Origin of the sequence: Vallitalea maricola, assembly GCF_036985595.1 — a bacterium.
Classification (GTDB): Bacteria; Bacillota; Clostridia; order Lachnospirales; family Vallitaleaceae; genus Vallitalea; species Vallitalea maricola.
Map to the genome: position 1 here is coordinate 43411 of NZ_BTPU01000076.1, position 21253 is coordinate 64663.

The 21253-nt window shown below is 30.3% G+C and carries 30 protein-coding genes; all 30 read left to right on the forward strand.

All coding sequences use genetic code 11. The annotated features are described in order from the left end of the window. Positions 1–2 precede the first annotated feature (2 nt). The 30 genes from AACQ14_RS19530 to AACQ14_RS19675 all read left to right on the forward strand — a co-directional run bounded on the left by AACQ14_RS19530 (position 3) and on the right by AACQ14_RS19675 (position 21089). Positions 3–563 carry a hypothetical protein gene (locus AACQ14_RS19530; protein ID WP_339365265.1) on the forward strand — a complete coding sequence of 187 codons (561 nt, stop codon included), beginning with the start codon at positions 3–5 and terminating at the stop codon, positions 561–563. Positions 564–631: 68 nt separating this feature from the next. Then, complete coding sequence (locus AACQ14_RS19535) at positions 632–1048, forward strand: hypothetical protein (protein WP_339365266.1); 417 nt, start codon at positions 632–634, stop codon at positions 1046–1048. A 146-nt stretch (positions 1049–1194) separates the two neighbouring features. After that, entirely contained in the window at positions 1195–2091 is an 897-nt protein-coding gene (locus AACQ14_RS19540) for an alpha/beta fold hydrolase (protein ID WP_339365267.1), read from the forward strand. A gap of 59 nt (positions 2092–2150) precedes the next feature. Continuing rightward, the gene (locus AACQ14_RS19545; RefSeq protein WP_339365268.1) at positions 2151–2378 is read left to right on the forward strand and encodes a hypothetical protein; all 228 of its coding nucleotides are present in this window, start codon (positions 2151–2153) and stop codon (positions 2376–2378) included. 102 nt (positions 2379–2480) lie between these two features. After that, on the forward strand, positions 2481–2864 hold the full coding sequence (locus tag AACQ14_RS19550; RefSeq protein WP_339365269.1) for a hypothetical protein: 384 nt from the start codon (positions 2481–2483) through the stop codon (positions 2862–2864). A gap of 5 nt (positions 2865–2869) precedes the next feature. Next, positions 2870–3238 carry a hypothetical protein gene (locus tag AACQ14_RS19555; RefSeq protein WP_339365270.1) on the forward strand — a complete coding sequence of 123 codons (369 nt, stop codon included), beginning with the start codon at positions 2870–2872 and terminating at the stop codon, positions 3236–3238. 279 nt (positions 3239–3517) lie between these two features. After that, a complete protein-coding gene (locus tag AACQ14_RS19560) occupies positions 3518–4456 on the forward strand; it encodes a phosphotransferase (RefSeq protein ID WP_339365271.1) in 939 nt (312 codons plus the stop codon). A 334-nt stretch (positions 4457–4790) separates the two neighbouring features. Continuing rightward, positions 4791–5168, forward strand: coding sequence for an MmcQ/YjbR family DNA-binding protein (locus AACQ14_RS19565; RefSeq protein WP_339365272.1), 378 nt, complete (start codon positions 4791–4793; stop codon positions 5166–5168). A 136-nt stretch (positions 5169–5304) separates the two neighbouring features. Next, positions 5305–5850: an AAA family ATPase gene (locus AACQ14_RS19570; protein WP_339365273.1), complete on the forward strand. Its 546-nt coding sequence runs from the start codon at positions 5305–5307 to the stop codon at positions 5848–5850. 201 nt (positions 5851–6051) lie between these two features. Next, positions 6052–6294, forward strand: a complete 243-nt coding sequence (locus AACQ14_RS19575) for a hypothetical protein (RefSeq protein WP_339365274.1) — start codon at positions 6052–6054, stop codon at positions 6292–6294. Between the two features lie 200 nt (positions 6295–6494). Continuing rightward, on the forward strand, positions 6495–7337 hold the full coding sequence (locus AACQ14_RS19580) for a GNAT family N-acetyltransferase (RefSeq protein WP_339365275.1): 843 nt from the start codon (positions 6495–6497) through the stop codon (positions 7335–7337). A 177-nt stretch (positions 7338–7514) separates the two neighbouring features. After that, positions 7515–8069: an STM3941 family protein gene (locus tag AACQ14_RS19585; RefSeq protein ID WP_339365276.1), complete on the forward strand. Its 555-nt coding sequence runs from the start codon at positions 7515–7517 to the stop codon at positions 8067–8069. Between the two features lie 96 nt (positions 8070–8165). Next, the gene (locus tag AACQ14_RS19590; protein ID WP_339365277.1) at positions 8166–9008 is read left to right on the forward strand and encodes an NADAR family protein; all 843 of its coding nucleotides are present in this window, start codon (positions 8166–8168) and stop codon (positions 9006–9008) included. 305 nt (positions 9009–9313) lie between these two features. Continuing rightward, the gene (locus AACQ14_RS19595; RefSeq protein WP_339365278.1) at positions 9314–9916 is read left to right on the forward strand and encodes a hypothetical protein; all 603 of its coding nucleotides are present in this window, start codon (positions 9314–9316) and stop codon (positions 9914–9916) included. A gap of 122 nt (positions 9917–10038) precedes the next feature. Continuing rightward, a complete protein-coding gene (locus tag AACQ14_RS19600) occupies positions 10039–10878 on the forward strand; it encodes an EFR1 family ferrodoxin (RefSeq protein WP_339365279.1) in 840 nt (279 codons plus the stop codon). A gap of 200 nt (positions 10879–11078) precedes the next feature. Then, on the forward strand, positions 11079–11240 hold the full coding sequence (locus tag AACQ14_RS19605; RefSeq protein ID WP_339365280.1) for a hypothetical protein: 162 nt from the start codon (positions 11079–11081) through the stop codon (positions 11238–11240). 230 nt (positions 11241–11470) lie between these two features. Then, complete coding sequence (locus AACQ14_RS19610) at positions 11471–12322, forward strand: aminoglycoside 6-adenylyltransferase (protein WP_339365281.1); 852 nt, start codon at positions 11471–11473, stop codon at positions 12320–12322. A gap of 45 nt (positions 12323–12367) precedes the next feature. Continuing rightward, positions 12368–12913 (forward strand): CDP-alcohol phosphatidyltransferase family protein, encoded by a 546-nt coding sequence (locus tag AACQ14_RS19615; RefSeq protein ID WP_339365282.1) that lies wholly within the window; start codon positions 12368–12370, stop codon positions 12911–12913. Between the two features lie 44 nt (positions 12914–12957). Next, positions 12958–13509 (forward strand): DJ-1/PfpI family protein, encoded by a 552-nt coding sequence (locus tag AACQ14_RS19620; RefSeq protein WP_339365283.1) that lies wholly within the window; start codon positions 12958–12960, stop codon positions 13507–13509. Positions 13510–13707: 198 nt separating this feature from the next. After that, positions 13708–14175 carry an NUDIX hydrolase gene (locus tag AACQ14_RS19625; RefSeq protein ID WP_339365284.1) on the forward strand — a complete coding sequence of 156 codons (468 nt, stop codon included), beginning with the start codon at positions 13708–13710 and terminating at the stop codon, positions 14173–14175. A 250-nt stretch (positions 14176–14425) separates the two neighbouring features. Further along, positions 14426–14992: a nitroreductase family protein gene (locus tag AACQ14_RS19630; RefSeq protein ID WP_339365285.1), complete on the forward strand. Its 567-nt coding sequence runs from the start codon at positions 14426–14428 to the stop codon at positions 14990–14992. Positions 14993–15058: 66 nt separating this feature from the next. After that, on the forward strand, positions 15059–15940 hold the full coding sequence (locus AACQ14_RS19635) for an EFR1 family ferrodoxin (RefSeq protein ID WP_339365286.1): 882 nt from the start codon (positions 15059–15061) through the stop codon (positions 15938–15940). A 262-nt stretch (positions 15941–16202) separates the two neighbouring features. Further along, the gene (locus AACQ14_RS19640; RefSeq protein ID WP_339365287.1) at positions 16203–16700 is read left to right on the forward strand and encodes a hypothetical protein; all 498 of its coding nucleotides are present in this window, start codon (positions 16203–16205) and stop codon (positions 16698–16700) included. A 67-nt stretch (positions 16701–16767) separates the two neighbouring features. Beyond that, entirely contained in the window at positions 16768–17307 is a 540-nt protein-coding gene (locus AACQ14_RS19645; RefSeq protein ID WP_339365288.1) for a GNAT family N-acetyltransferase, read from the forward strand. A 229-nt stretch (positions 17308–17536) separates the two neighbouring features. Next, positions 17537–17812: an autorepressor SdpR family transcription factor gene (locus tag AACQ14_RS19650; protein ID WP_339365289.1), complete on the forward strand. Its 276-nt coding sequence runs from the start codon at positions 17537–17539 to the stop codon at positions 17810–17812. Next, complete coding sequence (locus AACQ14_RS19655; protein ID WP_339365290.1) at positions 17802–18497, forward strand: SdpI family protein; 696 nt, start codon at positions 17802–17804, stop codon at positions 18495–18497. The genes AACQ14_RS19650 and AACQ14_RS19655 overlap by 11 nt, the downstream gene beginning before the upstream one ends. A gap of 107 nt (positions 18498–18604) precedes the next feature. Further along, positions 18605–19195 (forward strand): hypothetical protein, encoded by a 591-nt coding sequence (locus AACQ14_RS19660; protein WP_339365291.1) that lies wholly within the window; start codon positions 18605–18607, stop codon positions 19193–19195. A 148-nt stretch (positions 19196–19343) separates the two neighbouring features. Continuing rightward, the gene (locus tag AACQ14_RS19665) at positions 19344–19487 is read left to right on the forward strand and encodes a hypothetical protein (RefSeq protein ID WP_339365292.1); all 144 of its coding nucleotides are present in this window, start codon (positions 19344–19346) and stop codon (positions 19485–19487) included. 627 nt (positions 19488–20114) lie between these two features. Then, entirely contained in the window at positions 20115–20483 is a 369-nt protein-coding gene (locus AACQ14_RS19670) for a VOC family protein (protein ID WP_339365293.1), read from the forward strand. A gap of 48 nt (positions 20484–20531) precedes the next feature. Continuing rightward, positions 20532–21089, forward strand: coding sequence for an AAA family ATPase (locus AACQ14_RS19675; RefSeq protein ID WP_339365294.1), 558 nt, complete (start codon positions 20532–20534; stop codon positions 21087–21089). Positions 21090–21253 lie beyond the last annotated feature (164 nt).

The following is a 21253-nucleotide window of genomic DNA, read 5'->3' on the forward strand; positions in this document are numbered from 1 at the left end:
CTATGGAAAAGGATAAAAGTATTAAGTATTTATATCATTATTATGAAAAAGACAGAGGACCTTTCTTAAACTTATCAGATTTAGACATACCACAAGCTCAAGAGATACTAGATAGAATAAAACAAGAAAAAAAAGTTATGGCGGTTCATAGATATAATGGATATCTTGAGAGAAGAAAAGAGTTAGAACAAATGGCTAGAAAAATATTTATTTCCAAAGGTGGAAAGCCAGTTAGAAAATCACCACATTATATGGTTGTTGGTAAATGTGATTGGCTTCAAACTTGGTATAATGAAGGTGAATACATAAGAATCCATTTGTCTGAATTTGATTTAGATACTATTTCATTTTCATATGGAGATATGTTTCCTACTTTTAGTCCACGTGTTACTGATAATAAGGAATATAGAAAACAAATATATACCTTTAATGAAATAATAAAGATTATGGAGAAATATGGGTTGCCTCAGGATTGGAATCACGATGGTGCATTTGGTCCTGAAAGATATATAGAGGTACAAATATGGGATGATGAACCTTTACTGAGAAAGTTAAAGATCTGAGGGACCATTAAGAGATGTCAAATACAAAATGTTATGTAAAATTATCTAAATCAGATGGGGAAATTATTATGCAAAACAAGATATCAAAAGAATTATATTATCAAGTTAGAAATATTATGAAAAAGAGATGGAACGTGAGAGAAGGAGAGTATTGGTATCCATTAATTGAAAATGGATTTGAACCTAAAATTGCTTTAGATTATGATGGATTTATATCACATTATAATGAACTTAAGTTTAAAAAATTGGTCAAGATACTAATTAATGAGGATATTTTTGAAATAGCAGAATACGATTTCTTTAACAGTTTTGTTATGTTAAGTGATGAATTTGAAATATATTGTGGTTCAGAATTATTTTGGACAGTTAATAATGCAGAATGGTTAATTTACAAATCACATGAAGATACATTAACTTTTGCAGGTGAAAAGGCACTTGATATATTAAAAGGGTGTTTGCCGGATTACAAAGATTATTGTTGGTAGAGTTATTCAATGTTCCCTATGGATATATATTAGATTTTATTGGTATCAGAAGAAAAAAAATATGAAGTATAGACTCTAAGGTTAAGAAGTATAAAATCTATATTACTTGAAATATTTAATAAGTACATATTGAGGAGAAAATAATCATGATAAAAGTGTTTAAAAGCAACCAAAAGAAACAGCAAGTCATAGAATCATATAATCATTTGCTTGAGTTATGGAATGTTAATTATCAAGAGGTAGATTTGAAAACTCAATTTGGGACAACACATTGTATTATATCAGGAAATAAGGCTAATCCACCATTATTAATGTTTCATGGTGTTGGTGATAATTCAGCTGTAATGTGGATTTTGAATATTCAAGAATTGTCTGAGCATTTTTATTGTATATCGGTTGATACACTAGGAGGTCCAGGTAAAAGTATACCAAACGAAAATTTTAATAAGAAAAAATTCAATCAAGTAAAATGGATTAATGATTTAGTGAGACAACTAGAAATATGTAATATTAATATTTTAGGTATATCAAATGGTGCTTATATGGCATATAACTATTTAACATATGAAAGTAATACAATTGATAAAGTGGTTTGCCTAGAAGGTGGTATGGTAATTGGTAATCCTTATAAAAATATGATAAGAACATTATTAATAATGTTTCCTCACATTCTATTACCAAATAGAAGTAATATGATAGCTATTTTGAAGAAATTAAGTTCACCTGAATCTAATTTTATCAATAATTGTCCTAACGTGGTAAATCATATGATTATGGTAATGAAATCCCATAATCAGAAAGCAATGTTTGCACATGGTCTAGAAAAATATGAAAAAGAGAAAGGAATATTGGTAAGAGATAAACTATTATTTTTAATTGGTGATTATAAGGTAGATAATAAGAGGAAGTTTATCAATGTATTAGAAGACGGAGGATATAATTATAAGATTATTAAAGGTGCTGGACACGGCATAAACCATGAACAACCTAAAATAGTAAATAGTGAAATAATACAGTTTTTATTAAAAGATTCGGGAATATGAACCGAAGAATAAGTAAGTACATTTTTTTGATACATTAATTAGTTAGGGGAGAAATTATAATGAAAAAAATATTTATTATATTGAGCATCTTTTTTTTAGTTGCTTGGAAAGGGAATATCATAAAAACTGCATCAATAGAAGATAGCCCTTATGATGAAACAGTTGATATGTTAGATGAATATGGAGATAGTGGGGAAATTACAATAATTATTGATGAATACTATATTGACTTATTAGAATCAAATGTTATAAATGAAGCTAAATTGATTAAAGTGATATCAAAATAATTGGCTGTTGGGTATAGAAAAAGAGAAGTTGGGGTTTAAATATACTGTACTATAAATATAAGTTTGCCTAGAGGGTTAAATATATTAAAATTAGGAGTTTATATGAATGATTTAAGTTTCTATATAATTCTATTGGTTTTAATACCAATTTTAAATGTTTTTACAATTCGTCGGCAAGAAAAAGTGATAAAAGCAGTTAATAAAAAGCGAAGATATGGAGTATTTTTAACTGCAGTTTTATTTAGTATTCCTCTGTTTCTATTTATCGTTTTGTTAAATAATGTTGAAGTAATAAGTTTATATACAGCAATTGATATTAGGATTGTTACCATATTAATTTTCTTATTGCTAGTTATATTTTTTGTAATTTGCAATAAATTTTTATATATAGTTGATAATTACAGTCGCTATGAAAAAGAGAAATCTTTTCGTAAGCAAAGTAAAGTTGGAGTTATTATATTATTAAATATCCTGCAAGTAGTATAAGAAATATGATGAAGATGCCTCCTGTTAGTAAATACTCAAAACCAGGTCCTAAGTTATTTAAAGAGTATCATCTTAATAGTTTGAATACACCACCGGCTCATATTCAATTTATATTAATACTAATTATTTATGTATTTACTAGTTTTGGCTTCTTTATATCAGATTATATTATGGGTGATTGGGCTGTGATTTATACTAATTTATATATACTACCATTTCTTCTTTTGATGACATTTATGAATGGTTTAATTTTTGGAATGATAAGATTTGTTGAATGGATTTTTAAGATTGATATAAACGAAGTTGTGATGGTTTTACTTTTTTGCATGATATTTGTTTTACTACTTGATGGTCTCTGGTTACTAATAAAATAAATTGTGGTATATATTTAATTATTAATGATAAAGAAGATTGGGAATGCGTTACGAAGCTGATATGACAACAGCACATAACAAAATATTGCCGTTAGCTACGCACATTCACTCTCTATAGAGAAATGTGTTGTTGGTCAGAGTGAACGTCGGCAATAAAACAACGTTATACAAAATAAACCACTAGATAAAGAGAATATAAAGATTCTTGCAAAAATATACTCTGATTATGTTAGTAAATCAATAGGTAATAAATTTTATTATGCTAAAGGAGGAAAAATAATGAACTATAATTTATCGATTTTAGAGAAAGATTCTAGCTATATTTCAAGAATTATTGATAATTATTTTAACTGTGATGTATTATTCTCAAAAAAGATTGGAGAAGGATTTTATGGTGGAGTCTATATAGTAGATATTGCAAAGGAGCCTTATAGGGTTGCTATAAAATGGTATAAGCATAGTGGAAGGAACAAGCGTGAAGAAAAACAGCTGAACTTATTGAGAAAACACTCTCTTTTAAAAGTTCCTCAAACCTATTTTACTCATAATCAAAGTGAAGATATTCCTTGTGAAGCACTAATAATGGAGTATGTAGAAGGAGTTAATGCAGCACAGCTCCCAACTAATCATATAAATAAAGAGAAGTTTAAAGATGAAATGATAGGAAATTTAATTCACTTACATAATATTTCAAATGAAAAGGGATTTGGGGATGGAGAACAAATGTTTACAGATTGGAAATCATGTTATGGAAAAAGAGTGAAGAACTTGCATCGAATACTCCACTCAGAATTTAAGGATAGCATCTCACCATATGTGATGAAAGTTGCAGATGAATCATTGGATGCATTTGATAAAATATTTGCTGAACCAATAAAAAAATCTTCGTTGATTCATAGTGATTATAACCTATGGAATATTCTTGTTGATGAAAAAAGTGCAAAAATAACAGCTATTATTGACCCATTAGATGCTGGATGGGCAGATAAAGAAATAGATCTTTTCCATCTTCAAAATGCTGATGGAGATCGATTTGGTTTGCTTAAGCATTATCAAAGTAATACAAAGTTGTGTGAGCTGTTTGAAGTGAAAAACGCCTTTTATTGGTTCTGGGATGATATTAGGCATATGAAAAACATGGGTTGGTACAATGAAGAGAGATTCACATTATTTGGGGAAAAATTATTGATATTAAAACAAGAATATATAGGAATATAACAATACATTGGGGAGGTACAAAATATAGATAAAGGTCTGGAAGACTACATTTGGATTTTCTTATTTATCATGGCTATAGGTAAGATAATGGCAACTTCCGTGGTTTACTTCGTATAACAATGTGTTTGCGACATTGACAGGAAATCGGAAGGATGTCCAAGTCGCAAACATGGTAACGTTATAAGAAATAGCCGTTTCAGGGTATTCTCTAGGGAGTAGTTTAGGGTCATTTTTTGTGTTAACCATAATAATGTTATATAAAGTTTTAGATAGATTAAGTACTGAAGTTAAGTCATAAAAGACTATATATACATAAAATGATTGGAGATGTGTTATGAATAAGAAATTTGAATGGATAGATAATTATATTTTATCTAAGAAAGGAATAATAAAAGATTACAAGAAAGAATGGGGCTGGGAAAGATATTTGCTAAAAAATAAAATGATAGCAGCATTATGTACAGATAAAGAAGGGAAGGAAATAATTACTTTAAAATGTGAACCATTATATGGAGAACAGCTTAGAAATGATTATAGAGATATTGCTGAAGGTTATTACATGAACAAGAAACATTGGAATTCTGTATATTTGCATGGTGTAGTTCCAAATGATATATTAAAGCAAATGATAGATCAATCTTATGATTTGATTTTTAATAAATTTAGTAAAAAGATACAAAGACAAATTGAGGTATTTCCACGAACACAGTAATAAATATTTTCCCATAAAAGTGTTGAGGTAGAAGAGCTCTGCGGGTCTGGTTCATAAAACGTCGGAAACAAGATACTTTAGGGGAAATCACTCACTTGATATTAAGACATAAATGATATGATTGGAGTATTATAATATGACTAAAGTATTTATTTTTAGAGGTAAAGCAGCAAGTGGAAAGTCATCTTTAGCAAATAGGCTAGCTAAAGAACTTAGAATTACAGTTTTTTGTAAAGATGATATTCTAGAACCAATAAAGGTATGCGAAGCAATTGATGACAGAGGTTTAAGGAATGAAGTTTGTTATCGAGTATTGGAGAGATTGGTTCAAAGGTCTGTAGATAATGGAGCTGATATAATTCTTGATATTGGACTTGGAGATAGAGGATTGGCAGAATACTTCATAAATCAGATAGATTTTAAAGATAGTGAAGTTATTTCATTTTTTGTTGAGTGTAAGAATATGGATGAATGGAAGAGAAGGCATGAAGAGAGAATTGCCAATCCATTGCCAAGTCAATCATTTAAGTCTTTCGACCATGTATTATCACACTATGAGAATTTCGACGGAAGACTTTTCAAGAACGAATATGAGATTGACAGCAGTAGGTCAGTGAGTGAGAGTTTCACTGAGCTTTTACGGATATTAAATGATAAACCTAGAACAATTGCCATGACTTAAGGTTGTGGTAGTTTGGCGTTCGCGACTTCACCTAACAGCATATTGACAACATGGACAGGAAATCGGAAGTATGTCCACGTCGTTAATATGCGATACGTTAAGTGAATTTTTACTAGTTTTTGGAACTTTAGATGTAATTGTGATAGGGTTAATATGGTGAAAAAGATAATTGTTATTTTTACGGTGGCAGTGTTAGCTCTAATGGGTTGGTATATATATAGAATTAATTTATCACCGCTAGATGTGGTGATGAAAGATAAGAGTCCTTCAGATAGTATACTTTATCCAAAAGAGGTGTTATATCAATCAGCTGTTTCTGAAGAACAATACATAATCATTTATAAGAATAACGATGAAAATCTTTGCAATGTGTTGTTAGAAAAAACTTTTTTTGGATATGAAGTACTAGACTTTAATGGAGAAATGTCTACAAATATCACTTAACAAAATGTTTCTGTTCGCTACGCACATTCCCTTCAACAGGTGCGAGCACCGCCTGCGAAGAAGGGCTTTTGGGGTCCGGTTCAGAGACATCGCTAATCCGAGATGTTAAATGACATAAATACTCTCTATATGCAAATATCAAGTAAATATTTGAATGGATAGGAGTCCCAAATACAAGAGAAATGAAAGGAAGTACAGTAATGATACGTGAATTAACACATCATGATATAGAACAAGTTTATAGTATTTTAAGAAAGGAATTTAATGATATTGATACAAAATATCTATCAAACACTTTTGATACATCTTATAAATTTATTGTCTGGGATGATGAGGGTATAAATGGGTTTGCAAATATAACACTAATAGATAAATCTGAAAGAAATTGGAATTTACAAATTTATGTAGATCCTCAGTTTAGAAATAGAGGAATTGGAACAGCTCTATATCAACATATTGAACAGATTTTATTTAACCAAAAAGCTAGCATTATTACCACAAACTTTAGAGTTGATATATATAATCCAAGCTATTTCTTTAATAAATTAGGATATAACAAGTGGTATGGTTCACCTGAATTGCATTACAGAGGCACAATTCAACCAGATGTAGATATAGATATTGTTCCATATGAGGACAAATACTATCAGCAATACGCAATATGCAGACAAGAGAGCTTCTATGAATTGTCTGTTAAGAATGATTTTAGACCATATAAGATTCCTTTAAGCGATGAAGATAGAAAATATTTATTTGATAAGAAGGACACAATATTTATAACTTTGAGTGAAGAGCATTTAGTTGGAGCTATAACGATTGATAATGGATATCTAGATCATATAATGGTATCACCAGCCTATCAAGGAAAGGGATATGGAAAAAAGCTAACTCAGTTTGGAATTAATAAGGCAATAAGTAGTGGAGCACATTTGGTATATATATGTTATATTGAAGGTAACGAGAAGGCTGAGAGATTATATCCATCACTTGGATTTGAAGTAGTCTGTAACACACATGTTTATAGAAAATTTATGAATAATTGATTTAAAGTTAGTCGAGTATTTACGTCATATAACAATATATTTCCGTTCTCTTCGCACATTCATTCACCGGGTGCGAAGAAGGGCTTTGTAGGTCCTGTTCAGTGACGTCGGAAATAAGAAACGTTATCTGAACTTAATTGTGCTAGAAATTTATAATTTTATATTGAGGTGAAAACAATGGATAAGAAAGCAATAAGTGATGAAAATACTAAAATAGTAATATATCCTTCAATTAGAAAAGTAATAAAAATGATTATTTTATCATTACTACTAACTGGAATAGGATTTTTTGAAATAATATATGGTGTCAGTAAGGAAAATAATAATGGTATTTTTGCAACTGTTATTGGTTTTATTGGAGTAGCATTTTTTGGACTATGTTTTATTTATTTAATATATAGGTTGTTTGTTAAAAAACCAATTCTTGTAATAGATGAAAATGGAATTATTGATAATGCCTCAGCTTCAGGTGTAGGATTAATAAAATGGAGTGAGATTAAAGAAGTAATTATTTATACATATGTTAATCAGAAGTTTTTAGGAATTATACCTAATAATACAGATATAATTAAAGAAAGATTAAATGGATTCAAAAAGATTATATTTAATATTAATCGAAAGAAGGCAATGCTTATAAGTGCTCCTATTAACATACCACAAAGTGTTACGAAAATAAAACTTGAAGATATTAAGGAAGAAATTGACATATTATTGAAAACAAATGTCAAATAATAGTCGTACTTCAGATAACAAAATATTTCCGTTCGCTACGCACATCTCTTCACTGGGTGCAAGCACCGCCAGGGAGAAGGAGGGTCCAGTTCAGAGATGTCGGAAATACGAAACGTTAGAGGACATAATGATGAGAGGATTGAGAATATGAATAATAATAGTAAATTAATGGCACCGTTGTGGTTAAAATATCCACATATAAGAAGAGGAAGTATTGGTTGGAGAATGGGTTATGGTGAAGCATATGCCATGGAATATTATTTATGGCAAAAAGGTTTAGATAAAGAGTTTTGGGAAGAATATAAACTATTATTTCCTGAACCAATTAATTGGTTAGGATGGTATGATAATAAATATTTGGAGCATGAGTATACTTATAACATTGATTGGTTAAAAGCAATGAATCAAAATAATGAGTATATATTTTTCTGGGGTCACCAACCTTCAAATGATGGAGTAATGACTAAATCATGCTTTAGTCAATGGTGGAAATCAGATTTTAAAGTAGGACATATTAATTATAGCTGTATGGAGCAATATATGATGGCAGAAAAAGCTAGATTATTTAAAGATATAGAAATAGAAGAAAAAATATTGGCTTCTTCAAGTTCCAAAGAAATGAAAGAACTTGGAAGAAAGGTTAACAATTTTAATGAAGAGATATGGAATATGAATAAGTATAATATAGTAGTAGAGGGAAATTATTATAAGTTTGTTCAGCAATCATCATTAAAGAAATATTTACTAAATACAGATAACAAAGTGATTGTGGAAGCAAGTCCTTATGATAAGGTATGGGGAATTGGATTAAGAGAAGGCGAGAAAGGAATCTTTGATCCAATAAATTGGAAGGGAGAAAATCTTTTAGGATTTGCTCTAATGGAAGTAAGAGATATAATAAAAAGAACTTCAGCTAATGAAAAGTTAGTAGCAATTTAATATAAGGGAAAAAAGAGGTAGCTTCCATTGATTACGTCCTCTAACAAAATACTCCCGTTAGCTACGCACATCTCTTCACCGGGTGCAAGCACCGCCTACGAAGAAGAACTCTGAGGGTCCGATTCAGAGACGTCGAGAGTACGAGATGTTATAAGAAATTGCCTCATTCATTTCAGGGAATTCCTTTGAGGTCAAAAACATTCCAATAAATTAAGAATACCAGTAATATTATTTTCAATATTCTTTGCATGACATTGTCAATAATAATTTAGTAGTATATTATATACATAGAGGAGATAAAAACAATGAATAGAAAATTAGGATTTTGTTCTGCAATATTAGTTGGTATAACAACAATGCTTTTTGCAATATCAATGCTTATAGGAAATTTGTCCTTGGCATATTTTGTTTGTATGATACTTTCGTGGGGGTATATACTTTTAACTTGTGCATTTTATACTGAAACCATAAATGATAGAAAATCGGTAGCCCTTGGTGGAGTTGCTTTTGGATGCATATATGGTGTATTTATTAACGTAGTATATTTTACTCAGCTTACTACTGTAGCAAATAAAACCGCTCCAGAAAATGCTATACAATTATTATCATATCAATCATTAGGAAGTTTATTTTTTAATTATGATTTATTTGGTTATGGAATGATGGCATTATCTACCTTTTTAGTTGGTATTTCAATTATTACAAAAAGTAAGAACGATAAGTGGTTAAAGTCATTGCTTATGATACATGGAGTATTTCTAATTAGTTGTATTGGAATGCCGATACTTAATGTATTTAATAATAGTGAAAATTCAACCTCTGCTGGTACAATTGCTTTACTGATATGGTGCATATATTTTATACCAATAGCAATTTTTTCCGCAATACATTTTAGAAAAGAGATATAGAATAGGAATATAATATAATCTATTTTGATTTTTATATTAATCTAAAGAGATGCTTCGAAGTTGAATGAGTCAACTTCTTATAACGAGACGTTATATGAAAATCAAAGATTTGGGAGGTAATAATGAGTATAAAAATTTGTTATTTTTCTGGTACGGGTAATTCATTTTTTATAGCCAAAAGACTTAACGAGTACTTAGCAAATTCAGAGTTGATACCTATTGTAAAAGCATTGAAAGATAGTAAAAAAGAAATCGAAGGGCAAAAAATAATTATAGTATTTCCAATATATGCGTTAACGATTCCAATCCCAGTTCGAATGTTTTTAAAAGAAACTAATTTTAAAAATGCGACTTATTTCTGTGCGATTGGAACCAGACTAGGGGTTAAATTCAATGATTTTAAACGTATTGACAAATTGATTAAGCCTCATAAGTTGAATTCTAGTTTCATTATCAATATGGGGAGTAATGATGTTAAAGTTAAAAATTATAAATGTCCATCAGATTTAAAGATAAAAGAACTTGAGGATGTGGCTTTAAGTCAATTGAGTGAGATAACTAGAATTATTGAGAATAATGAAGATTCGTGTGATGAAGATTCAAATTATATAGAATCACTACTTTACAAAGATTTTAGAGGTAAGATTATAGAGTGGGCTGTGCCTAAAATGATGACGTTTTCAAAATATATTGGTGGCGTCAATTATTTCTATGTAAACACTAATTGTATTGGTTGTGGTATTTGTTCTAAAGTATGTTTATCACAAAAGATATCTATCCATAATAAGAAACCTATTTGGAATAAAAAGACTCTATGTTATATGTGCTATGCATGTGTAAATTACTGCCCGGTTAAAGCAATAGAAATAGAAAGTATTCCGGGAGTGCCTTCTTATACTTTTGAAAATGATAGATATTGTCATCCCTATGCTAAGTATGAGGAGATTGAGAATCAAAAGTGATTGAAAATAAAATCTTTGACCTTCATATAACACGCCAGTTAGCGACATTCCCATGTGGTGATTGAGTTTTGCGTGCGATTGGATTGTTGGTGGTTATGTTGTTGAGTCTGGAGGATAAGTAGGGAACGATCGCGACCTGCGGGAACGTTAGTTTAAATTAACAACTAGTTTAAGACTGGTTGAACTTTATGGAGGTATAAATGGATGATAAAAAGGAAAAGCATATTGAAATTATAAACAAGGACAATTTGGTTTATTTAATAGGTAGAATTGAGAATGGACCAAAGTTTGCTGAAACATTTAACTTTCAGAGAGAAGAAGAGTGGATAAAACACAAACTGATGATGAGAAACAAAAGATAAAAAACATGTATGGATACTTGGTAAGAAATATGGATTAGTGCATTGACTATTTCCGTTGGTAACTTCATCTAACAATGCGTTCACGTTCGTTCGGAGAAGGGTATTCCTCTAGGGAAAAATCCTCACACATCCCACCACCTAAGCCCGTGGGGACAGTCTTTGCATTAGCCCTTGAATTATAAACAGTCTTTGATTTATATAAATGGTAGTTTACATAGAAGGAGAAGTTTATGAGAACACAAAGTGAAGTTTTATCACATTTTAAAGAATGGGCAAAGAAAAATGAGTTAATTAGAGCTGCGGTGTTAACTAGCTCTCGTGTTTTACCTGATTCACATATTGATTTTTTATCAGATTATGATATTGAATTATATGTATCAGATATAAGTACATTTGAACAGAATGATGATTGGCTTAAAGCATTTGGACCTATAATGGTAAGATGGCCATTTAAACCACGTTCTACAGGTAATAAAAATTGGATTACTCGACTTGTTTTATTTAAAGATGGAGTGCGTATTGATTTTCAAATTACAGACCAATTTGATATAAAACCAGATACTTATGACAATGGTTATAAAGTCTTAATTGATAAGGATAACATAGTTACAGACTTAGCTAAACCGACCTTTTCACAATATATAATAGACAAACCCAGTAAAGAAGAGTTTGAATCATTGGTAAATGAATTCTGGTGGGATGCTTACTATGTACCTAAATATCTTTGGAGAGAAGAATTACCTTTTGTGAAGTATATGTTGGATTATATTCTTAGGTATTTATTTTTGCACAAGATTATAGAATGGTATATTGGTATGCACAATAACTGGTCAGTTGAAACAGGAGCATGTGGCAAAAAATTCAAGAGATATCTTGATTCAAAGACATGGTCAGAGTTTGAAGAAACATATGTTGGTGCCGATTTGGAACAGAATTGGAAAGCATTTTTTAAAGTAACAGATTTCTTTAGAAAGATTGCAAAACAAGTAGGTGAGAATTTAGGTTATGAATACCCTGTGAAGTTAGATGAAGAAGTTATGCAATTTTGCATAAAGATTAGGGATACGAAAAAAAGATACTAGAATCTAGGGTTAGGCGTTGTAGCTGATTATGTAAACATAGGCACAGTGAAGACACTGGCAAATTATATATCTATTGCGAGAATATTTCTTGTTCTTACATTGGTTTTGATAAAACCATTAAGCACAGCATTTTTTGTAGTCTATATCCTTTGTGGGATTAGCGATATTTTTGACGGTTACATTGCAAGAAAAACGGAAACTACAAGTAAATTAGGCGAAAAACTTGATCCTGCAGCTGATTTGATAATGGTATTGATTCTATTTTTTATACTTTATCCGTTTATAAATATAACAGTTCAAATTTTTGTTTGGATTGTAATTATTGGAATAATAAGAGTAGCATCGATGATAACAGTTTTTGTAAAGTTTAAAACCTTTGGAGTACTACACACTTTAGGGAATAAAATTACAGGACTTATGCTATTTGTATTTACACTTTTACTTACAACTATTAAATTAGATGTACTGATGTATGCACTTTGCATAATTGCAAACATATCTGCAATTGAAGAATTTGTCATTCATCTATTGTCAAATGAGCTACGGACAAACAGGAAAAGTTTATTCAGAGTATTGGATTTTAAGGCATGAATCTTGGTAGGTGAAATTCAGGACTAATAGAAAGGGGATATACTATGAAGACATATGTAATCATATATGAAGGTTTTGCACACTTCGAGGTAATACTGGCAAGTTATTTTCTAAAAACACAAGGAGACCTTGTAACTGTAGGAATTAATAGTAATTCAATTGTTTCATGTGAAGGCTATAGAATAATTCCAGATATTACTCTAGGTGAAGTAGATGTAGCTGAAGTTGATGTTTTAATAATACCTGGTGGTGATTTAGAAGAAATTAGCCAAGATAGTCTGCTTCATGATGTAATAACTAGAGTTAATAAACAAGGTAAAGTAATCGGAGCAATATGTTCTGGAGTTTATCATTTAGCAAAAGCAGGCGTTTTAAACGGAAAAGGATATACAACGACATTAGATATAAATAAATTAAGTGAATTTAATGCTGCATATTTCAAAGATGAAAATTGTGTTCTTGATGGTAATGTGATAACTGCTAAAGCAAATGGTTACGTTGATTTTGGAATTAAATTAGGAGAAGTAATGGGTATATATGAGGATGAAGATGATCTAAAGGAAACAATAGATTTCTTTAAGAAATTTAAATGCTAATTAATTGTATTGCCCATGCATGTTGGCGATTGGGTGTTGGGGAATGTGATTATTGATGGCTAAGGTGTTGCATGTGGAAGTTAGGGTCATAGTGTATAAGTAGATAAGGTGTTAATTGTTAATTGCCTAAAACTATAATATTCAAGTAAAATATAATATACATAAATATAGTAGATGAATGATGAAGGGATGAATGAAATGTCTGATTATATATCCGAATTAAGAAAGTTAGTAGGGCATAAGCCATTAATTTTGAGTACAGCTGGAGCCATAGTGTTAGACAAACACGATAGAGTACTATTACATCATAGATGCGATAACGATTTATGGGGACTACCAGGTGGAGTTATTGAACTTGGTGAATCAGTAGAGGATGCAGCAATAAGAGAAGTTTTTGAAGAGACGGGAATAAAAGTTGATAATCTTAAGTTATTTAATATCTATTCAGGAGCTAATCAACATTATATTTACCCTAATGGTGATGAGGTTTACTATGTATGTATAACATATTATACTAGAACATTTAATGGTCAAACACAAATTGACGGGATAGAGTCTAAGGATGTTGGGTTTTTTGATGTTAATAACTTACCACAATTAAGCCAACCTATTAAATGTATTTTAGAAGAACTTAGGCATAGGATAAATAATAATTTATTACAATAATATAACTTGATTTATATTGTCTACACATTCCACCACCTAAGCGATAGTCATCGTCTTAGCCCTTATTCAGGGCATGAGAGATTCCTTCGAAGGTACGCTACACACATCCCTTTACCGGGTGCGAGCACTGCCTACGAATAAGGGCTCCGAGGGTCCGGTTAAGAGACGTCGGGAGTACGGTACGTTATATGACATAAAAACACTATTTTAAAGATATGGGCTAATATATACAATAAGAGGGAGGTTTATAATGACTGAGGTAATCAAAAGAATATATGAAAGAAGAAGTATACGTAAATATCTAGATAAACAAGTTGATAAACAGACAATTATTACATTATTAAAAACAGCTATGGCCGCACCTACAGCTGTAAACTGTCAACCCTGGGAATTTATTGTTGTTGATGAAGCTAATAAACTTTCAAAAATAAAAGAAGAGTGCAAATATGCAAGATACAATGCACCTGTAGGAATTGTAGTTTGTGGTAATATGAAATTAGCATTAAAGGGTGCTGATCATGAACTTTGGATTCAAGATTGTAGCGCAGCAATAGAGAACATGTTGATCGCTGCAACAAGTTTAGGATTAGGATCAGTATGGATTGGTATATATCCTGTCCAAAATAGAATTAGATTATTAAAGAAAGTACTAAATATACCTGAATTTGTGACACCACTTGGCATAGTTTATATAGGTTATTCTGCAGAAGAGAAAGAACCAAGAACGAGATATAATGAGAAAAGAGTATATTGGCAGGAATATGAACCTAATCGTAAGCACAGGTCAAAGGATAAGCCACAAATAGGACATTATTAAACTTACGGGACGGCTACTGGTAACTTCCGTCTTTTTCCATCATTTAAATTATTTGGAGGTATACATATGGGAGAGCATATTGGGTTACTTTTTTTTTCAGGAACAGGTAATACTCAAATAGTAACAGAGCTAATTCAATCAACACTACAATCAAAAGAAGTTATTGTAGACATAATTTGTATTGAAGAAATTGTAAATCAAAATAAAGTAGTAGACATGGATCAATATAGTATGATAGGAATTGGATACCCGGTTTATGGCTTTAAAGAACCAAGAATAATGAAAAAACTTACTGAAATACTACCGAGAACAAAAACTAAAGATGTATTTATATTTGAAACAGCTGCGGATTTTATTTCTATTAATAATAACTCATCACAGTATGTAATTAGAAAACTTCATAAAAAAGGGTATAATGTTTTTTATACAAGAATTATTTGTATGGGATCCAATTTTTTCATGAAGTATGACGATGAACTAATAAAACAGCTGTATTTATCTGCTCTTAGTAAAGTTGAAGAGTTGTGTACTGATGTATTGTCTAGAAAAAAAAGAATTAAAACAACTAACTTTTTACTTAGATTGACAACTAATATTTTACACTGGTTTGAAGATGAATGTCTTGCACGAATATTTGGAAAATCTTTAAGAGTTTTAGAAACATGTAGTCACTGTGGTAAGTGTGTTAGAAATTGTCCCTCAAAAAATATTCGTATTAAGAATAAGAAAATTAGTTTTAAGTGGAATTGTCTTTTATGTATGCGTTGTATATATAATTGCCCAAAGAATGCAATTCGATCAAGAGGTCTTAGCTTTCTAATTTTAAAAGATGGTTACAATATAAAGAAAATTATAGAAAGTTCAGATATTAAAGGAAAATATATAACTAAGGACACAAAAGGATTTATGAAGCATTTTCAAAGATATTTTAATGATTCATCAATATAATTACTTGAGATACATATTTTTTGTGAGTGTTCTGAGTAAATTTTATGACCTAAAGGGTGAGTGTATCAAAATGTTAGAACGAGTTTATCATGGCGTGATTTAGGAAGAGATTCTATGAATGAAGTTTCATCTGAAACTTCAAGTATAAGATATTCTTAATTAACACGATTTGGCAGTTTCCATGTTTTCCATCACCTAACAATGTATTTCCGTATGAGGTACATTAAAAAATGGTAATTATTATTAATAGGAGATGAGATATATGAAAGATATTTTAAAAGAAGATAGATTTAATATTATATCTGACAATGATAAGGCATTTATTATTGCATTTGATAAAGAGTTAACAAGCCTTGGGTATCATTTTGATGGTAATATTGGTAGTGGTTATTGTTGGGGAAAATATATGGTTATTTATTATAAAAAGGGTGTTAAAAGTAAGAAGGTTTATGCTAGAATTTATATTAGAGATAAGAGTATTGTACTTCGGTTATTTTTAAGTAAAATAGATTTGCATAAAGGGTACATTGAAAATGCTCCAGAACACATAAAAAAAGTTTTTGTTGGTGATTATGGAAACTGTAATCGTTGCCACAATGATAAAGCTGGTATATGTAAATTTAGGAAAACTTACACAATTTACAACCAACTTATAGAAAAATGTAATGGTAGAACTTTTGAGTTTTATAATCCAAGTCTTGATAAATTACCTGATTATATCAACCTTTTTTCTGAATTTTATTCAAGAAAGAGAAAGTAACAGGACATAATCATTGCAGGTAAGACGCTTTTTCGCAATGATATATATACAAAGGAGGAATAAAAAGATGTTCACATATACAGTAGATAAAGATATTGAATTAAGAATATTGGAAACAAGGCATACTGAGGAATGCTTTAATTTAATTAATAGTGAAAGAGAATACTTAAGGGAGTGGTTGCCTTGGGTAGATAATACAAAAGAGATTAAAGTTGTTAAAAAATATATTGAATCAGGTTTAAAACAATTCTCCAATAATGATGGATTTAATTGTGGAATTTGGTATAAAGGAGAATATGCAGGAGTAATTGGATTAATAGGAATTAACTGGGGTCATAAAAGTACAAGTATTGGATATTGGTTAGGCTCCAAATTTGTAGGTAAAGGTATAATGACTAAATCTTGTAGAGTATTGATAGAATATGTATTTAAAGAGTTAGGATTACATAGAGTTGAGATAAGATGTGCAGAAGAAAACATTAAAAGTAGAGCGATTCCAGAAAGATTAGGGTTTACTGAGGAAGGTAAAGTACGAGAATCTGAATATCTATATGATCATTATGTAAATCATATAGTATATGGTATATTAGATAAAGAATGGTTATAAGTCGTATATCCACTTAACAATATATTTCCGTTTCGCTACGCACATTCCTTCACCAGGTGCGAGCACTGCCTACGAAGAAGTACCAATAAAATAAATATTAGCTTTACTGAGATTATTTATATAATAAAAAGTCAATAGCTATTTAAAAATATTTTTAAATAGCTATTGACTTTTTATTTTGAGGTGTTATAATTCTATTTAAATAAAATTTTAAATAGGTGGTGATTGAATGGGCTTGGCTAATACCTTTAAAGTACTATCAGATCCCTTAAGGCGAAACATTCTTGTATGCTTAAAAGAAGGCAAACTTACAGCAGGAGAAATAGCAGACAAATTTAATATTACACCCGCTGCTCTTTCATATCATTTAAAACTTCTTAAGAATGCTGATTTAATAATGGAATATAAACTAAAGAATTATATCTATTATGAATTGAATACAAGTGTTTTTGATGAACTAATCATTTGGATAAATCAATTTGGAGGGGAAAATAATGAAAAATAAATTGTTATGGATAATAACTCTACTGCCTACTATTGTAACTTGTGTAATTATACCTTTTATGAACGATAAAATTCCTATGCACTACGATGCTATTGGCAATATTGATCGATGGGGTTCTAAATATGAAAATTTTATATTTCCAGTCATTATTATTGCTATGACATTGTTTTGGAAGTTGATTTTAAATTATTTTAGAAAAAAACAAGTTAAAAATCAGGACGAAAAAACAATTAAAGAAGCTGAACAAAATGAAAAAGTGATATATTATACAGCTATTGGTATGGCAATTCTATTTGGTATTATGCATTACGCAATGATGTATTCCTCAATTCTTGAAACAAAAAATAATATGGAAAATATGGCAATAGATATAAATTTAGTTACAAATATTGTTATGGGTGTATTTTTAATTATCATTGGCAATATTGTGCCTAAAAGCAAGATGAACAGCATTGTAGGTGTACGCACTATTTGGAGTATGAAAAATGATATAACTTGGGCAAAAAGCAATCGATTTGGAGGAATCTCTCTAATTTTATCGGGATTACTTATAATTTTTGAATCAGCATTCATCGGTGGTTTTAAATCTACTATTGTAATGCTTGCAATCATTATAGTAGATGGCATTGTTTTAACAATATATTCTTATCAAATTTCTAAAAAATATGGTGAAAAATTAGTATAACACGAGTACACATTACGTTGAAGTGAGCAAATAGGTATTTTATTGATTAAATATAACCTACTCACATCTCTTTACTGGGTGCAAGCACCTCCAATAAGAAGGGCTTCGTGGGTCCAGTTCAGAGACATGGGAAATACGAAACGTTAGAAAACATAATTAATTGGGTATTAGAGAATGGGGTAGAGCGTATGAAAATTTATGAGATTTGCAATAGTAATGTTGAGAACATAGCAAAATTGATGGCTAAGATTAAGCCAGAGTTTTGGAGTTTTGAAGGTGCATTGAATCAGCTGTCTTCTGGTCAAGGTTGGTACATGGGTAATGATAAATATTCTCCTGACGGTTGGATTCTATGTAAGGAATACAGGCTTTATAAAGTTTTGGAGATTGAATGTATTGGTTACAGTGATGATGGAAAGTTTGATGTTTCATCATCTCTTAATCCACTGATTAGCCATATAGAAGAATGGGCTATGAAGAATAATTTGGATAAGCTAAGATTCATAATAAGTAGCAGAGGAATGTCCTGTCATATGCGTGAATTGGATCAAATTTGGAAAGAATTAAGGGACTTGGAGGCAATTGACAGAGAAGAATTTAATTGGTACCTAGATTTAGGATTCAAGCCTTCAGGAATCATACCTAATTCATATGGAAGAGGATTTCATGGGATTGAGTTGATTCTTGAGATTGTCTAGAGTTGTCATGAATTACATCGACTAGCAGCATGTTGACAACATGGACAGGGAATGAGAAGGATGTCCATGCGTCAAATTAGTAATGTTATATATGAAATTGTGACCTCATTTCAGAGGGTGACATGGTACGACTGATTGGTATAAAACCATGAAAAAAATTGTAGAAACAGATTATTTACGCGCAATTGCAATAGAGGCCATGAATTGGGATTATGAGGATTTATCGGTAGAAGAATTTTTAGAAGAAGCGTTTGAGCGAGCAAAAAGGTTGGAAGCGTTAAAACAGAAATAAAAAATAGTAATGATGATAATTTAAGAGGTATCATTTTTGTGCCTTGTATATATCAAGTAAATTAAATTTTTCTAATTCACCTATGATTTCTGGAAGGATTAAACCATTTAAATTAGAAGATAATATTAGAAGAAGATTAGGTATAAGCATAAAATGTAAAAAAACAAAGATGGTCTTAGCTTTCGGTCTATATTTATTAAAAGACTGTTTTAAAGGGAGCAATTTTGGAAATGTTTTTGAAACTTCGAATTGCAATGTATGGAGAATTGGTAATTCCAATAAATATACTTATAGCTGTAATTAGTTTAGGGACTTTGGTTTATCAACTATTATAAGGTGTCAATATCTACATCATCTAATAACATGTTCACGGAATATATAGTATAATCTATATAATAATAAAAGGTTACTGCGTCTAACAATGTATTTGCGTTTGTTCGGGAAGGTATTTATCTCGGGTAAGCCCTCACACACCTAACCACCTAAGCCAGTCATCGTATTAGCTCTTATTTAGGGCATGAGCGATCACTTCTAAGACGCTGAGACATCGTAAATATGAAAACGATAGAAGAAACTAAATACTATTAAAGAGGTCTGAGTGATTGCTTTAGGGAAAGGAGGATCGAAATGGAGTTTATAGGTATTTGTTTAATTACCAAAGATGTAATGGCTTTAACTAAGTTTTATGGTAAAATACTTAATGTAGGATTTGAAGGAGATTCATTTCATACAGATATTAAGACACAAGGTGCTAATATTTCAATATTTTCAATTAATGGAATGGAAGATATGGCTTCTAACTCAATGGATGGAGCTGGTTATGGTAGTATGACAATTAGTTTTAAAGTTGATAATGTTGATGAGGAATATGAAAGAATTAAGGAGTTAGGAGTACAATTTGTTAAGCTTCCTCAAACACATCCATGGGGAAGTAGGTCATTTTGGTTTAGAGATCTTGATGGTAATATCGTTAATTTTGTAAGTTTTATGGAGTAATTAAAGATTTGAATCTATTTTATATTATAGATTATGGGGAGGTTCTTCATGATAATATGGATAAATGGTGCATTTGGATGTGGAAAAACAAGTGTGTCCAATGAATTAAATAAACGCTTAGAAAACTCATATATTTATGATCCTGAAGAAGTAGGTTTTTTTATTAGAAAAAATATTCCTACAGACTTAAAGAATAATGATTTTCAAGATTTTACTCTTTGGAGGGAATTTAATTATAGTATGCTGTCATTCATTAGCACAAATTTTAAAGGGACAATTATTGTACCTATGACGATTATAAATGAACAGTATTTTGACGAAATTGTAGGTAAACTAAAATCAGATGGATTAGTAGTTAAGCATTTTACATTGCTTGCTAGTAGAGATACTTTATTGGATAGGTTAAATCGTCGTGGTGATGGAGAAAACTCGTGGGTAAACAATCGAATTGATAGGTGCATTCAATGCCTAGATAGCGAATATTTTAAGGAACATATAATAACTGATGATAAAACAATTGAAGAAATAGCTGAGATAATAGCAAATTCTTGTAGTTTAAATTTACTATCTCAAAGATATGACTTAAATGAAGATGTTATATCATGATAGTAGTTATGACTATTAATTTCTAAAAGGTTAAATAAGTTCGTAGGTAGATAAAGTATCACAAAAAGAAGTTCATTTTAACACTGAAACTGTAGTAAGAAATAAAAAATACAAAGAGAAGAAAATATTAAGAAAACAAAGGAGAGGAACAAACTGAGAATAGA